Source organism: Plantactinospora sp. CNZ321, assembly GCF_004217235.1.
Genome location: NZ_SHKQ01000001.1, coordinates 5,758,799 through 5,773,045 on the forward strand (window position 1 = coordinate 5,758,799; position 14,247 = coordinate 5,773,045).

Sequence of the window (14,247 nt, forward strand, 5' to 3'; positions counted from 1 at the left end):
CGGTCAAGGACACCGTATGGTCACGGTCGACGATAGGCGCTCGACGCGGACGGGGTTGGACCTGTGACAATGCCGGGAGAAACTTTGCTGCGCCGTGGCGGCGACCGCCGGGGACCCCCATCTCCGGCAGCGCCGGGAGAACGAGGATGGGCTCATGAGTGACTGGACTGCCTTTGGACGGGTGGATGCGGACGGAAACGTCTACGTCAAGACGGCCGAGGGCGAGCGTATGGTCGGTTCCTGGCAGGCCGGTGCGCCGGAGGAAGGCCTCGCCCACTTCGCCCGCCGCTTCGCCGACCTGGTCACCGAGGTCGACCTGACAGAGGCCCGGCTCAATTCCGGGGCGGCGGACCCGTCGGGTTCGCTCGCCACCATCCGGCGGCTACGGGCGTCGCTCCCCGAGGCGCACGTGGTCGGCGACCTGGACGCGCTCGCCATCCGACTGGACCGGCTGGCCACACTCGCCGAGAGCAAGGCGGGCGAGGCCCGCCTCGCCCGGGAAACCGCCCGGGCCGAGGCGGTGGCCAGGAAGACGGCGCTGGTCGAGGAGGCCGAGAAGCTCGCCGCGGAGTCCACCGGGTGGAAGACCGCGGGCGACCGACTCAAGGAGATCCTCGACGAGTGGAAGACCATCCGCGGCGTCGACAAGAAGACCGATGGCGAGCTGTGGAAGCGGTTCGCGGCCGCTCGGGACGGCTTCACCCGGCGGCGCGGGGCGCATTTCGCCACCCTGGACGCCCAGCGCAAGCAGGCCCAGGCGGCCAAGGAGGAGTTGGTCGTCGAGGCCGAGTCGCTGGCAGACTCGACGGACTGGGCCGCCACCGCCAACCGGCTTCGGGAACTGATGGCACAGTGGAAGGCGGCGCCGCGTGCCTCCAAAGAGGCCGAGGAGCGACTCTGGGAACGGTTCCGGGGGGCCCAGGACAGCTTCTTCTCCCGGCGGAGCGAGGTCTTCTCGGCCCGGGACGCGGAGCAGCGCGGCAACCTGGAACGCAAGCAGGCCCTGCTCGTCGAGGCCGAGGCGCTCGACGTCGACGCCGACCCGCGCGGCGCGCAGGCGAAGCTGCGGGAAATCCAGGGACAGTGGCACGAGGCGGGCCGGGTTCCCCGGGACGCGGCGGCCAACCTGGACCGGCGGCTGCGTGCGGTGGACGAGAAGGTCCGCCAGGCGATGGACTCGGCGTGGCGGCGGACCGAGCCGTCGGCCAACCCGCTGCTCGCGCAGATGCGCGACCAGGTGGCCGAGGCCGAGCAGCGGCTGGAGCGGGCCAGGACAGCCGGCGACGCGAAGCGAATCCGCGAGGCCGAGCAGGCCCTCACCGCCAAGCGACGGTTCCTGGAGTTGGCCGAACAGTCGAGCTGAGCCGGGCCACCGGGTGGACCTGGTCCGCCCGGGGGCGCCGGTCGATCCTGATGCCGGCCCGCGCACGCCTCAGCGGTCGCAGGCCGCCGCGGACGCGGGCAGCGGTGGCGGCACGCCGACGGTGGGCAGCCCGAGCGACACCCCTCCGGTACGCGGGGCACGCCCCGCCTCGGCGGCGTCACCGGCCCGGGTACGCCGATGCGCCAGCGGCTCCCCGTCGGCGTTCAGGTGGTGCGGCGCGGCGTAGCTGATCGTGGTCCGCACGACGTCACCGGGCCGGATCCGCCCCTCGTACGAGCCGGCGGCGAAGTGCACCAGCCGGCCGTCCCGGGCCCGGCCGGAGAGCCGTCCGGTCCGCTCGTCCTTACGTCCCTCGCCGACCGCGACCAGCACCTCGACCGGGGTACCGACGAGCTTCCGGTTCTCCGCCCAGGTGATCTCCTCGACCGCCGCGATGAGCCGGTCGTACCGCTCCTGGACCACCTGCTTGGGCAACTGGTCCGGCATGGTCGCAGCCGGGGTGCCGGGACGCTTCGAGTACTGGAAGGTGAACGCCGAGGCGAACCGCGCCTCCCGGACCACCTCCAGGGTGCGGACGAAGTCCGCCTCGGTCTCGCCGGGAAAGCCGACGATGATGTCGGTGGTGATCGCCGCGTCCGGCATCGCCGCCCGGACCTTCTCGATGATCCCGAGGTAGCGCTCGGCCCGGTACGACCTGCGCATCGCCCGGAGCACGTCGTCCGAGCCGGACTGCAGCGGCATGTGCAGCGAGTGGCAGACGTTCGGGGTCTCGGCCATCGCCGCGATCACGTCGTCGGTGAAGTCCTTCGGATGCGGGCTGGTGAACCGGACCCGTTCCAGCCCGTCGACCTCCCCGGTGGCCCGGAGCAGCTTGCCGAAGGCGAGCCGGTCACCGAACTCGACGCCGTACGAGTTCACGTTCTGGCCGAGCAGGGTGACCTCGAGCACACCCTCGGCGACCAGGGCGCGAACCTCGGCCAGGATGTCGCCGGGGCGGCGGTCCTTCTCCCGGCCGCGCAGCGCCGGCACGATGCAGAAGGTGCAGGTGTTGTTGCACCCCACCGAGATCGACACCCAGCCGGCGTACGTCGACTCGCGACGGGTCGGCAGCGTGGAGGGAAAGATCTCCAGCGACTCCAGGATCTCCACCTCGGCGGCGGCGTTGTGCCGGGCCCGCTCCAGCAGCACCGGCAGCGCACCGATGTTGTGCGTGCCGAAGACCACGTCGACCCAGGGGGCCCGGCGGACGATCTCGCCCCGGTCCTTCTGGGCCAGGCAACCGCCGACCGCGATCTGCATGCCGGGACGCTTGTTCTTGACCGGGCGGAGGTGCCCGAGGTTGCCGTAGAGCCGGTTGTCGGCGTTCTCGCGCACCGCACAGGTGTTGAAGACCACCACGTCCGGATCGTCGGAATCGGCCGCGCGCACGTAGCCGGCCTGCTCCAGCAGTCCGGAGATCCGCTCGGAGTCGTGCACGTTCATCTGGCAGCCGTAGGTGCGCACCTGATAGGTACGCGGGCTGCCGGGGGCTGCGGTAGTCATGACAGTGACAGAGTATCCGCAGGGCCCGGGAAGGCTGTTCCCCCGGGACGTCCACCCCGCTCGACCGGAAGGTAGCGCCATGTGCCGGAGCATCAAGACCCTTCGCCAGCCGTACGCCGAGGTCGTCACCGAGACGGACATCGAGGCAGCGGCGTTGCAGTACGTCCGGAAGATCTCGGGTTTCCGCACCCCGGCCGCGCACAACGCGGCGGCCTTCGACGCGGCGGTGGCCGCGGTGGCCGAGGCGACCCGGACCCTGCTCGACCAGCTCGTGGTGAAGGGCTCCGGCCAGGCGGCGGCGAACGGCCAGGCGGCGGCGAACGGTCAGGCGGCGGCGAGCGCCGGGATCACCGAGTCCGGGACCCAGCGCGACCGCTGACAGGGTGACCACCCCCGGCAGCGCGGGCTGAGTACGGTGCAGAGCCGCTGTTCGGAGAGGATCTCGCCCTCCTCGGTGTCGCGCACGTCGTGGTGCACGGGCCGAATGGTGCCGTCCGCCGCGACCAGCAGGTGCCGGCCGGCGTCGAGGGTGTCGTCCGGCAGCAGACAGGCCCGGCCCAGCCGGCGGGCGAACGCCGCGACGGCGCCGACCTCCGGCAGCCCGGCCGGCACGCCGTAGCAGTCGACGGAGCTCGGGAAGTCGCCGGGACGGTGCCAGACGTCCACCAGCAGCGCGCCGGACGGCACCCGGGCCAGGTCGACCCCGCCGAGCGGCAGCACCGGTACGTCGAGCGCGTCGGCAAGTGCGAGGCGGATCTCCGAGGCGGCGACGCGCCCCTCCGTCCTCCAGTTCCACAGCTCGATCATTGCCGCCTCCTCGCCGTAATCGTTCGTGGCTGGATGCCGGGTCTCGGTCGGGCATCCCCCGTCGGACCGGACATCCCGTACCTGGGTGTGACGGCCTCACCCCCGATGGTGCCGGGCACACCAGGTCGAGAGCGGCTAAGTTACCGGTCTGTGACCATATCCGCCGAAATAGACGACCCTTGACTACCTATTGTAGTCGGAGAAGGACTCGGTTCCGGCGCAGCTCGCCGGAGGCGCTCACCGAGCGTGTCCTGTTCGGGCGATCCGGGTCGCCCACCGGACAGTTCGGGCTCCGGTCCCGTGACCCCAGACCGCCGGTGACCGCCGTCCGCCCCGTGACGTCGTCCGCAGGTGCGGCGGGACGAACGCCTCCCCGGTAGCCGGGGGCGGCACCTTCTGGCCGCCCCGGTCATCGCGCCGAACGTGAGCCACGTCGAACCACTCGACCCGGACATCCCAAGGGCCGGGAGGTCACGAACGGCTGACCGAGATCTTGGGTCAGATCCGCGCCGAGATCGAGTGCGACCGGCCAGCAGAGATGGCGCGGCGAGCAGTCGAGAGGTCATCCGACGACGCGTGACGCCACGCTACCGCTGGCTGTACCGTCCGAAGTGGCGGGCGCCGGAGTAGCGGCCGGCGGCCCGCCGCCCAGACCGCTACCTGGGAGTCTCAATGCCTGAAACCGGGTTCGCGGCTCGGATGCGCGAACTGCGTACCGAGCGCGGCATGTCGCTGCGCAAGCTGGCCGCCACCGCCTTCTACGGCAAGAGCTACCTGCACGAGCTGGAGACCGGGATGAAGGAGCCCACGCCGCAGGCGGCCGAGCGCATCGACGAGGCGCTCGGGGCGGGCGGGGCGCTCGCCGCACTGGCCGGCACCGGCATGCGCCGCCGGGAAGTGATCGCCCGGGCTGGCCTGGCCGTCGCGCTCCCGCACGCGATCCTCCACCACGGCCGCCGGGTCGGTGCCGACACACCCCAGCAGATCGCCGATCGGACCGCCCGGCTACGGCGGATCGACGACTACCTCGGCGGCGCCGACACGGTCGCGATGTACTCGACCGAACTGGAATCGACGCTGCGGATCGTCCAGGACGGCAGCTACACAGAGAGCACCGGGCGCGAGTTACTCAGGGTCTTCGCGGAACAAGCGCAGATGGCCGGCTGGGCGGCGTTCGACGCCGGCCGGCACGACGACGCCGAGCGTTGGTACCGGTCCAGTCTGGCGGTCGCACGTGACATCGGGGATCTGCCGCTGGCGGGTAACGCCATGGTCTTCCTCGCCTACCAGGAGCTGGCGCTTGGCCGCCGGGCGACGGAGACGATGACGGCGGCGTACGACACGGCTGCCGAGTCGGCGACACCGGTCGTCCGGGCGCTGCTGCATCTGCGTCGCGCGTGGGTGCACGCCGTTAACGGGCACGCAGACGACACAGAGCGGCATCTGGACCTCGGAGCCACGTGCCTCACTGAGCGCCACGGCCGGCCCGAGCCCGACTGGGTGTACTGGGTCGACCACCGCGAGGCGGAGATCATGGCAGGTCGTTGCTGGGCCGTCCTGCGGCGGCCGATGCGGGCGATCCCGATCCTCGAGGCAGTGCTCGGCCGGTACGAGGACACGCACGCCCGGGACAAGGCCCTGTACCTGTCGTGGCTGGCGGACGCCTACCTGGACGCGAACGAGGTCGAGCAGGGCTGCGCCACCGCCGGCCGCGCCGTCCGGCTGTCCACCGGGGTGGGATCGACCCGGCCAGGGCAGCGGATCGAGGCGTTCCTGGGTCGGCTTGGCCCGTACGCGCTGCTGCCCTGCACCACCGAGCTGCGAGGTCTGGTCAGCGGCCGGCCTCGGGGCTGACCGATTCGGACAGCCAGGCCAGGCATGCCGCGGATCCGGCCACGATCGGGGTGGCCGTCACCTGCGGGTTGTCCCACGGGTGACGCTCCAGCAGCAGTGCCTCCAGCTCCGCGTAGCGGTTCGCCGTGGTGTAGAGCAGCAGACGCCACTCCTCCCCGGTGCCCTGTTCGCCGAGGTGCCAAAACACGCTGGTCACGGGCCCAACAACCTGTGCGTTGCCTGCCAGCCGGGCCCCGACGGCATGCTCGGCGAGCGCCACCGCGGCCTCCCCCGTCTCGGTTGCCGTGGCCACTTCCAGATAGTCGGTCACAGGGAGAGGGTAGCCGTCCGCGGACAGCGCGGCGGACAGCCAGGGGGACGCGCCGTGGCTGTCCTGCGCCTGGGTTGACCGGCGAGGCTGACGGGCGGGGACGCACGGCGGTGGACGTCGGACCACCGGTCGCAACCGTGCGGCCCCGGCCGGTCCGGGGCGCCGTCCCCCCGGACGCTCCGGACCGGCCTGACCATCCACCACATGAGCGGCGCTCCGTGACCTGTGCTCCGGGGCGCCGTGGCGTACCGGAGGTGATCACGTGCTGCTGTGGCGTACTCGCGGCTGGATCTGGATGCGGCTCCACCAGGTCAAGGACTACCGGTGGGATCCGGAGCTGCGTCGCTGGGTGCGGATGCCAAGGCGTCGTCGATGACCAGCATGTTCGACGGCTGGTCGGCGACGCTGGAGGACCTGTCGGCCCGCCGGTTCCTGCACATGCACCGCAACAGTGCCCGCTGCTGGCAGTGCGACGACGACGGGCAGTGCCGGTACCTGACGTGGGCCGTCGACTACTTCACCCGGATCGGCGACTTCACCCGGATCGGCGACCCGGTGCCGGGGCAGGCCGCGGAGATCCTGACCCGCGCTGCCCACCCGGACAAGGTGACCGCCGAGGAGCTGCGTGAGGTGACGCAGACGCTACGGGGACGGCTGGCCGCCGATGGGTGAGACGACGATCTGTATGTCGTGCTGGCTCGCGGACCGGCCGCCACCGTTGCCGAGCGACACGCCGCACGGCTGCCCGGGTGCGGTCATCATCGGTGATGGCGCCGGCACGGTTACGCGGTTGTGTGCCTGCCCGGCGTGCTGGCCGGACAGCCCGCCTACCACACCCGGAGCATGATCAGGCGTCCATCCACAGGGCACCCAGTTATCCACAGCTCGGCAGCCTGCCGTCGACTGACGGCAGCCGGAGCGGGCAGGGTCAGCGGGTCGTCGTGGTTCGGGCAGTACCCCAGCAGCGCCGGTCGGGGACGATCAGGCCGAGCGCGCCGGGAGTGAGAGGCCGAGCCACCCGGTCACCTCGGTGCCGAGCTGCTGGGCGGCTCTGCGGCGTTGGTGGCCATCATCCGGGCGTGCCAGGTCGGCAGAAGCCGGAGGTGGCCGGGGATGTCCCGGGTGGCCCGGTGTGGCTGGCCGAGGATCTCGGCGCAGCGTCGGGCGGCCTTCGGGACGTCGCGGTGCAGGGTGGCGAGCGCCGAGAGGACTCCGGAGCTGACCGGGCGGGCCGGGTCGACGGCGCCGGCTCCGCTGACCCGCTCGTCGCCGCTCGGTCCGGGTCCCGGGCCAGGGCGGTGATCAGGGTGGGCCAGAGCATCACCAGCTGTTCGTCCCCGCCGTCAAGGACTACCGCTGGGACAGGGCCGCGCTGCATGATCAGGGCCGCTTCAGCACCGCTCCGACATCAAGCGGTAACCATCCGTACGGTTGTCCGATTCGCCGTGTGACAGTCATGCTGGGCGTCAAAGCACGTATGCCCTTGTCCGATTTGTCACCGGGGACCTGTCCTGTGTTGCACAAACGCTACCCTGAGCCCCTCTCAGGAGGCAGTATTGGGCTACTGGAAGAAGCACCCAAAGAAGGATCTTGAGGTTGTACTGAAGGTCCTTCACCGACATGGGTACAAGATTCTTGACCCGCCGAAGTACTACACCGTCCGCTGCCCCTGCGGGTTACACCAGCGACAGGTCCACCTGACTCCATCAAACCCGAACTATGGCAGAGAAGTGATCAAGTGGGCCCGGCAGAAGAGTTGTTGGAGCGACGAAGGAGGGGGTAAGAGCAGATGATGCAGGTACACATCGCCCACGAGTTCGCCGTACGGCTGCCAGGCGGCTCACGACTGCCGACGGAGGAGCTTCACCGGGAAGGCGAGCGGCTGATGGACGCGCTACTCGACCTGGAAGCCTGCAACAGCGACATTGGAGACGTTGCCACGTCGAGCGAAGCGGACCGCGGGGCAGTAGTAGTGGAGCTCGTCATCGCCGCCGATGACGAAGCGACCGCCATCAGCAAGTCGATGGCGGTCATCCGCAGCGCGATCCACGCGATCGAGGGATGCACCGCTAACTGGGGTCAGGGCCCGGCAGCGCGCGCCGACTACCACTCCAAGGGCGTACAAGCCGCCCGGGTTTGACGCCCCGCACGACGATGCGGCCCCGGCACCTGAAGAGACCGGGGCCGCCGTGCTGCGTGTCTCACCCCCGCAGCCAGGGCTACCGAACCTAGCCCCGCTGACAGGGCACCGGGGTCCCCGCCGGTACGGGTGGCGCGGGCGGACGTGGCTACGCCCTGATGCGCCGCAGTGAGCGCGACGAACACCTCCAGCGTGTCCGGCAGGTCGGTGATCAGGGTCGTGTCGCGACGTGTCCATGCCGGGTCCAGTCGATGGGGCTGATAGGCGGCTCCGCGAAGCACCCGAATGGCGCACCCCCTACGATCAGGGGCGGAACAACGCCGCTGGCCACGGAGGCGGGCAGGCGCCTGGTGGTCCTCACGGTCTTCAAAACCGATGCGACCGAGTAGCTCGGTCGGGCGGGTTCGATTCCCGTACGCCTCCGCCAGCTCATCCCCCGCTGCACTCCGATGTCAGGTTCGGTCACCAGCAGTCCGCGTCGCTCGAGAGGCACCATCAGCGGGGCGTCACTCAGAGTCAACAAGTCCTAGCAGACAGCCCCGATCGGCGCTGGCGGTGTTACCGCCCCGTGATGAACTCGATTGCATTCCAGCACGTCAGGTCCCCTAGAGTTGCGTCACCGATTCAGCGGAATCCGGTGCGACAGATCGTGGACGAGACAGGTAGGGGCATGACCGAGCGGAGCGACGGCGTCAGCCGGCTCAGCACACCGGGTCATGGCGCCGACGAGCGCAGCGAGGAGACGACGTGACCGGTACGACCGACCAGCCGCTCATCAGGCTTGACGGCGTCAACAAGTGGTTCGGCCCGTTGCACGTGTTGCAGGACGTCAGCCTCTCCGTGCAGCGGGGCGAGGTGGTCGTGGTCATCGGCCCGTCCGGCTCCGGAAAGTCGACGCTGTGCCGCGCGATAAACCGGTTGGAGCCGATCAACTCCGGGACGATCACGTTTGACGGTCAGCCGCTACCGGCCGAAGGGCGGGCCCTGGCCCGGTTGCGCAGCGAGGTCGGCATGGTCTTCCAGTCGTTCAATCTTTTCGCCCACAAAAGCATTCTGGACAACGTGACCCTCGGCCCGATCAAGGTCCGCAAGGAAAAGCCGGCCGTCGCCCGGGACCGCGCCATGCAGCTGCTGGAGCGGGTCGGAATCGCGAGCCAGGCAGACAAGTACCCCGCCCAGCTCTCCGGCGGGCAGCAGCAGCGGGCCGCGATCGCCCGGGCCCTGGCCATGCAGCCGAAGGCGATGCTCTTCGACGAGCCCACCAGCGCGCTGGACCCGGAGATGGTCGGCGAGGTGCTGGACGTGATGACCTCGCTGGCCACCGACGGCATGACGATGGTCGTGGTCACCCACGAGATGGGCTTCGCCCGGCACGCTGCCAAGCGGGTCATCTTCATGGCCGACGGCCAGCTCGTCGAGGACGCGCCGCCGGACGAGTTCTTCGGCAACCCGCGCAGCGAGCGGGCCAAGGACTTCCTGTCGAAGATCCTGACCCACTAGTTGTCCAGTATGTGGAGCGTCGCTGCGGGCGCCGCTCCACCAAGAGGAGGAGAAAGATAATGCGTATCGCACGCATGGCGGCATTGACCGCTATGGCGGCGCTCGCCCTGTCGGTGGCGGCCTGCGGTGAAGAGGGCGCGCCGACGCCGAGTGGCGCCGGCAACGGCTCCGACGCGCCGATCGGCGACACCTGCCAGTCGTCCGGCACCACCTTCACCCCGGCCTCCAACGTCGCCATCACCGGCAGCCCGACCTACGACAAGATCAAGGCGGCCGGCAAGGTCGCCGTCGGCGTCAAGTTCGACCAGCCCTTCCTCGGCTACAAGGACGCCCAGGGCACCCGCTGCGGCTTCGACATCGAGATCGCCCAGTACATCGCGAGCAAGCTCGGGATCGACCCGTCGAAGATCGAATACAAGGAGATCCCGTCGGCGAACCGGGAGACCGCGATCAAGGGTGGCGAGGTCGACTACTACGTCGGCACCTACTCGATCACGGACAAGCGGAAGAACGACATCTCCTTCGCCGGGCCGTACTACGTCGCCGGGCAGTCCCTGCTGGTCCGCAAGGACGAGAGCGCGATCACCGGCAAGGACACCCTCAAGGGCAAGAAGGTCTGCTCCGCGACCGGTTCGACCCCGATCCAGAAGATCCGGGACGAGGGCCTGACCGAGCCGGAGAACATCGTCGAGTTCAAGACGTACTCCGAGTGCGTGTCGCAGCTGCTGGACGGCAAGGTGGACGCGCTCACCACCGACGACGCCATCCTCAAGGGCTATGCGGCGCAGGCGGCCGGTGAGCTCAAGGTCGTCGGCGAGCCGTTCAGCACCGAGAAATACGGCATCGGCCTGCCCAAGGACGACAAGGCGCTGCGGGACTACGTCAACGACCAGATCGAGGCGGCGTTCACCGACGGCACCTGGCAGAAGATCTACGACGGCACGCTGGGCAAGTCCGGCTCCCCGGCGAGCCCGCCGACGCTGGAGCGGTACTGAGAGCCGCTAAAGGCTAGCTGATCTGCTAACGACGCCGGGCGGGGAGTTCCCGCTCCCCGCCCGGCCTGGCGACGACTGAGAGCGAGGCATGGGCGAGTTCTTCCGTGTACTGACGGACAACCAGGACCTGTTCGTCGACGGGTTCACCAATACCGTCGAACTCTTTCTGATCTCCGCCGTCTTCACCCTCGTTCTCGGCACCCTGCTCGGTGCGATGCGGGTATCCCCGGTTCCCGCGCTGCGCGCGTTCGGGGCGGCGTACGTCAACCTGCTGCGTAACACCCCACTGACGCTGGTCTTCGCGTTCCTCGTCTTCGCGGTGCCGAAACTCGACGTCAACATCGACTACTTCCCGGCCGCCTGCATCGCGCTCACGCTCTACACCTCCGCATTCGTCTGCGAGGTGGTCCGGTCCGGCGTCAACACCGTGGCGGCCGGACAGGCCGAGGCGGCCCGCGCCCTGGGCATGACCTTCGACCAGGTACTCGGGCTGATCGTCCTGCCACAGGCGTTCCGTTCCATGGTGCCGCCGATGATGAGCGTAATGATCGCGATGCTCAAGAACACCACCATCGCCGCCGGATTCTCTGTGCTGGAGGCCGGTGCCATCCCGGCGTACATGGCCGAGCGGGGTGAACCGCAGTTCGCCGTGCTGCTCTGGATCACGATCGGCTTCCTCATCCTCATCCTTCCGCTGGTCTACCTCCAGCGGTTCCTCGAGCGTAAGTGGACGGTGGCACGGTGAGTCAGGCGACGGTTCTCTACGACCTGCCGGGGCCGAAAGCACGCCGCCGCAACGGCCTGATCGGGATCCTCGCGATCGCCGGGATCGCCGGTCTGATCGCCTTCGTGGGCTACCGGCTGTGGCAGACCGGCCAGTTCGAGGCGCTGAAGTGGGAGCAGTTCAAGTTCGAGGCCGTACAGATCGAGCTGCTCAACGGGCTCTGGGCCACCCTCAAGGCGGCCGGCATCGCCACGGTGCTCGCCCTGCTCTTCGGCGCCGTCTTCGCCAGCGCCCGGCTCAGCGACCGGTGGATCCTGCGGGCGCCGGCGAGCTTCGTCGTCGAACTCTTCCGGGCCATCCCGCTGCTGATCCTGATCTTCTTCGGCTACTACGTGCCGCTGCAGTACGGCTGGCCGATCGACAAGCTCTGGGCCCTGGTCATCGGGCTGACCCTGTACAACGGCTCGGTGCTGGCCGAGATCTTCCGGGCCGGCCTGAACGCCGTTCCGCGGGGCCAGGCCGAGGGCGCGTACGCGATCGGCCTGCGGAAGAACCAGGTACTCCGGCTGATCCTGCTGCCCCAGGCGGTGCGCTCGATGCTGCCGGCGATCGTCAGCCAGCTGGTCGTGCTGCTCAAGGACACCGCGCTCGGCTTCATCATCACCTATCCGGAGCTGCTCTACGTCGGCAAGACGATCGGCGGTCGGCTGTCGTTCGGGTTGCCGTACGTGCCGACGTACCTGATCATCGCCGTCATCTACATCTCCATCTGCGGCCTGCTCTCGATGCTGGCCTGGTGGCTCCAGAAACGGATGATGCGGACTCCGAAGACGGCCGCCCCGGTGGCGGAAACCGAGGACATCGGTAACCCCGCGAGCGGGACCGCCAGCGTCGGCTGAGGCAGTCCGCGCCGCCGCTCTCCTCACGCAGCCAGCCTCACCTCCCGGCCGCCACCAAATGGCATTCAGGCCGGGGCGTGAGGCTGGCTTCACCAGCGGGTTCGAGGAGGACGGGCCGTCAGCGGGCGATCTCGGTGACCCGGGACTCGCGTACGACGGTCACCCGGATCTGACCGGGATAGGTCAGCTCCTCCTCGATCTGCTTCGCCACGTCCCGGGCCAGCACCGCCGCGCCGATCTCGTCGACGTCGTCCGGCTTGACCATCACCCGGATCTCCCGGCCCGCCTGCATGGCGAAGACCTTCTCCACGCCCGACTTGCCGCCGGCGATCTCCTCGATCCGTTCCAGCCGCTTGACGTACGCCTCCAGGCTCTCCCGGCGGGCGCCCGGCCGACCGCCGGAACAGGCGTCGGAGGCCTGGGTCAGCACCGCCTCGACGGTCTGCGGCGGCACCTCGTTGTGATGCGCCTCGATCGCGTGCACGACCTCCTCCGCCTCGCCGTACTTGCGGGCCAGGTCGGCGCCGATCAGCGCGTGGCTTCCCTCCACCTCGTGGGTGAGCGCCTTGCCGATGTCGTGCAGGAACGCGGACCGCTTGATCAGCGGCACGTCCAGCCGCAGCTCGGCGGCCATGATCCCGGCGATGTGCGCGGTCTCGACCAGGTGCTTGAGCACGTTCTGCCCGTACGACGTCCGGTAGCGCAACCGCCCCAGCAGACTCACCATCTCGGGATGGATCTCGGTGATGCCCACCTCGACCAGGGCGTCCTCGGCGGCCCGTTGGCAGAGCCGCTCCACCTCGTGCTTGGCGGTCTCGAAGACCTCCTCGATGCGGTGCGGGTGGATCCGACCGTCGAGTACCAGCTTCTCCAGGGTCAACCGGCCGATTTCCCGGCGCACCGGGTCGAAGCAGGAGAGCAGTACGGCTTCCGGAGTGTCGTCGATGATCAGGTTGACCCCGGTGACCGACTCGAAGGCCCGGATGTTGCGCCCCTCGCGGCCGATGATCCGGCCCTTCATCTCGTCGCCGGGCAGGTGCAGCACGCTGACCACGCTCTCCGCGGTCTGCTCGCTGGCCACCCGCTGGATCGCGTCGACCACGATGTGCCGGGCCCGCTGCTCGGCGGTGTTCCGGGCGTCGGCCTCGATGTCCCGGACCAGGATCGCCGCCTCCCGCTTCGCCTGTCCCTCGATCGCCTCCACCAGCTCGGCCCGGGCCGCGTCGGCGGTCAGCCCGGCGATCCGCTCCAGCTCCCGCTTGCGCTGCTCCTCCGCCTCGGCCAGGGCCGTCTCCCGGGCGACCAGCGCCGCCTTCCGGGCCGCCAGCTCGGCGGTCGCGGCGGTCAGCTGGCGCTCCCGCTCGGCGAGCCGTTCCACCTCCTCGGTGTGCAGCCGCTCCCGATCGTCCATCCGCTGGGCTCGCCGCTCCACCTCCGCCGCCTGTTCCCGGGTGGTGGAGGCGAGCAGCGAGATCTCCCGCTCGCCGCTGCGGCGGGCTGCCGCGCGCACCTGCTCGGCGTCCGCCTCGGCCTGCCGGTGTGCCCGGTCCAGTACGGTGTCGGCCTCGGCCCGGGCGGCGTCCAGCACCCGCTGCGCCTCGGCCCGGGCGGCGCTCGCCTCGGCCTTCGCGGCCGCAGCGTCGGCCCGGGCCGCGGCGGCGGCCGACTTGGCCGTGTCGACGCTGGACGACGCCTCGTCCGCGGCGGTACGCAGCGCGGCCAGCGACTGCTCCTGCCGGTCCTTCTCGGCGACGAAGGCCGGATCGTCCGGCGGCGGCGCGGCGGCCACGCTGCCGATCCGGCGCAGCGCCCGGGCGCCCAGGCTGATCGCGACGAGCACCAGCGCGACCAGCCCTACGATGGCCGCCAGCAGTATCCCTTCGAGGCCGCTCACCGGTGCGCTCCGGCGTGACTGAACCCGCTACCGATCCTGGCCCGCTCGGTCATGGCCGCCTCCCCTGTGCCCGTCAAGCGCCGGAGTGGCATCCCGTGGGTGAGGATGCCCCTACGGCTGTCACGACGCCCGACCGAGGCGGCTGGCCGAGGGTACGGCCACCGGGCAGTGCCCCCGGGGACACCGCCGACGACCGGG

The 14,247-nt window shown here is 70.0% G+C and carries 13 protein-coding genes and 1 tRNA gene; 10 read left to right on the plus strand and 4 right to left on the minus strand.

The genetic code is table 11. The annotated features are described in order from the left end of the window. Window positions 1-154: 154 nt before the first annotated feature. Entirely contained in the window at window positions 155-1,363 is a 1,209-nt protein-coding gene (locus EV371_RS24810; protein WP_130464178.1) for a DUF349 domain-containing protein, read from the plus strand. 69 nt (window positions 1,364-1,432) lie between these two features. Here EV371_RS24810 and miaB read toward each other — a convergent pair whose 3' ends face one another. Further along, the gene (gene miaB / locus EV371_RS24815; protein ID WP_130464179.1) at window positions 1,433-2,926 is read right to left on the minus strand and encodes a tRNA (N6-isopentenyl adenosine(37)-C2)-methylthiotransferase MiaB; all 1,494 of its coding nucleotides are present in this window, start codon (window positions 2,924-2,926) and stop codon (window positions 1,433-1,435) included. A 79-nt stretch (window positions 2,927-3,005) separates the two neighbouring features. On the opposite strand from miaB, the gene EV371_RS24820 reads away from it, so the two are divergent. Then, window positions 3,006-3,305 (plus strand): DUF2277 family protein, encoded by a 300-nt coding sequence (locus EV371_RS24820; protein ID WP_130464180.1) that lies wholly within the window; start codon window positions 3,006-3,008, stop codon window positions 3,303-3,305. On the opposite strand, the gene EV371_RS24825 is transcribed toward EV371_RS24820, so the two are convergent. Next, window positions 3,251-3,733, minus strand: coding sequence for a hypothetical protein (locus tag EV371_RS24825; RefSeq protein ID WP_130464181.1), 483 nt, complete (start codon window positions 3,731-3,733; stop codon window positions 3,251-3,253). The genes EV371_RS24820 and EV371_RS24825 overlap by 55 nt on opposite strands. Before the next feature lie 672 nt (window positions 3,734-4,405). Here EV371_RS24825 and EV371_RS24830 point away from each other — a divergent pair. Next, a complete protein-coding gene (locus tag EV371_RS24830) occupies window positions 4,406-5,587 on the plus strand; it encodes a helix-turn-helix domain-containing protein (protein WP_130464182.1) in 1,182 nt (393 codons plus the stop codon). Here EV371_RS24830 and cutA read toward each other — a convergent pair. Then, window positions 5,565-5,897 (minus strand): divalent-cation tolerance protein CutA, encoded by a 333-nt coding sequence (gene cutA / locus EV371_RS24835; protein ID WP_207230604.1) that lies wholly within the window; start codon window positions 5,895-5,897, stop codon window positions 5,565-5,567. The two genes, EV371_RS24830 and cutA, sit on opposite strands and share 23 nt — an antisense overlap. A 372-nt stretch (window positions 5,898-6,269) precedes the next feature. On the opposite strand from cutA, the gene EV371_RS24840 reads away from it, so the two are divergent. The 7 genes from EV371_RS24840 (at window position 6,270) to EV371_RS24875 (ending at window position 12,155) form a co-directional block, all read left to right on the plus strand. Beyond that, entirely contained in the window at window positions 6,270-6,569 is a 300-nt protein-coding gene (locus EV371_RS24840) for a hypothetical protein (RefSeq protein WP_130464183.1), read from the plus strand. Between the two features lie 1,117 nt (window positions 6,570-7,686). Beyond that, window positions 7,687-8,037: a hypothetical protein gene (locus tag EV371_RS24850; RefSeq protein WP_130464185.1), complete on the plus strand. Its 351-nt coding sequence runs from the start codon at window positions 7,687-7,689 to the stop codon at window positions 8,035-8,037. A gap of 331 nt (window positions 8,038-8,368) precedes the next feature. Next, window positions 8,369-8,464 (plus strand) — tRNA-Sec (locus tag EV371_RS24855). Between the two features lie 320 nt (window positions 8,465-8,784). Further along, window positions 8,785-9,537: an ATP-binding cassette domain-containing protein gene (locus EV371_RS24860; RefSeq protein WP_130464186.1), complete on the plus strand. Its 753-nt coding sequence runs from the start codon at window positions 8,785-8,787 to the stop codon at window positions 9,535-9,537. A gap of 59 nt (window positions 9,538-9,596) precedes the next feature. Next, on the plus strand, window positions 9,597-10,532 hold the full coding sequence (locus EV371_RS24865; RefSeq protein ID WP_130464187.1) for a glutamate ABC transporter substrate-binding protein: 936 nt from the start codon (window positions 9,597-9,599) through the stop codon (window positions 10,530-10,532). 88 nt (window positions 10,533-10,620) lie between these two features. Continuing rightward, entirely contained in the window at window positions 10,621-11,277 is a 657-nt protein-coding gene (locus EV371_RS24870) for an amino acid ABC transporter permease (protein WP_130464188.1), read from the plus strand. Further along, complete coding sequence (locus EV371_RS24875; RefSeq protein WP_130464189.1) at window positions 11,274-12,155, plus strand: ABC transporter permease subunit; 882 nt, start codon at window positions 11,274-11,276, stop codon at window positions 12,153-12,155. The genes EV371_RS24870 and EV371_RS24875 overlap by 4 nt, the downstream gene beginning before the upstream one ends. A gap of 118 nt (window positions 12,156-12,273) precedes the next feature. Here EV371_RS24875 and rny read toward each other — a convergent pair whose 3' ends face one another. Next, the gene (rny, locus tag EV371_RS24880; RefSeq protein WP_130464190.1) at window positions 12,274-14,049 is read right to left on the minus strand and encodes a ribonuclease Y; all 1,776 of its coding nucleotides are present in this window, start codon (window positions 14,047-14,049) and stop codon (window positions 12,274-12,276) included. Between the last annotated feature and the right edge of the window lie 198 nt (window positions 14,050-14,247).

Excerpts from the sequence above, each read along its gene's own strand:
- EV371_RS24810 (WP_130464178.1), top strand. The coding sequence starts at position 155 with ATGAGTGACTGGACTGCCTTTGGACGGGTGGATGCGGACGGAAACGTC.
- miaB (WP_130464179.1), bottom strand. The coding sequence starts at position 2,926 with ATGACTACCGCAGCCCCCGGCAGCCCGCGTACCTATCAGGTGCGCACC.
- EV371_RS24820 (WP_130464180.1), top strand. The coding sequence starts at position 3,006 with ATGTGCCGGAGCATCAAGACCCTTCGCCAGCCGTACGCCGAGGTCGTC.
- EV371_RS24825 (WP_130464181.1), bottom strand. The coding sequence starts at position 3,733 with ATGATCGAGCTGTGGAACTGGAGGACGGAGGGGCGCGTCGCCGCCTCG.
- EV371_RS24830 (WP_130464182.1), top strand. The coding sequence starts at position 4,406 with ATGCCTGAAACCGGGTTCGCGGCTCGGATGCGCGAACTGCGTACCGAG.
- EV371_RS24840 (WP_130464183.1), top strand. The coding sequence starts at position 6,270 with ATGACCAGCATGTTCGACGGCTGGTCGGCGACGCTGGAGGACCTGTCG.
- EV371_RS24850 (WP_130464185.1), top strand. The coding sequence starts at position 7,687 with ATGATGCAGGTACACATCGCCCACGAGTTCGCCGTACGGCTGCCAGGC.
- EV371_RS24865 (WP_130464187.1), top strand. The coding sequence starts at position 9,597 with ATGCGTATCGCACGCATGGCGGCATTGACCGCTATGGCGGCGCTCGCC.
- EV371_RS24870 (WP_130464188.1), top strand. The coding sequence starts at position 10,621 with ATGGGCGAGTTCTTCCGTGTACTGACGGACAACCAGGACCTGTTCGTC.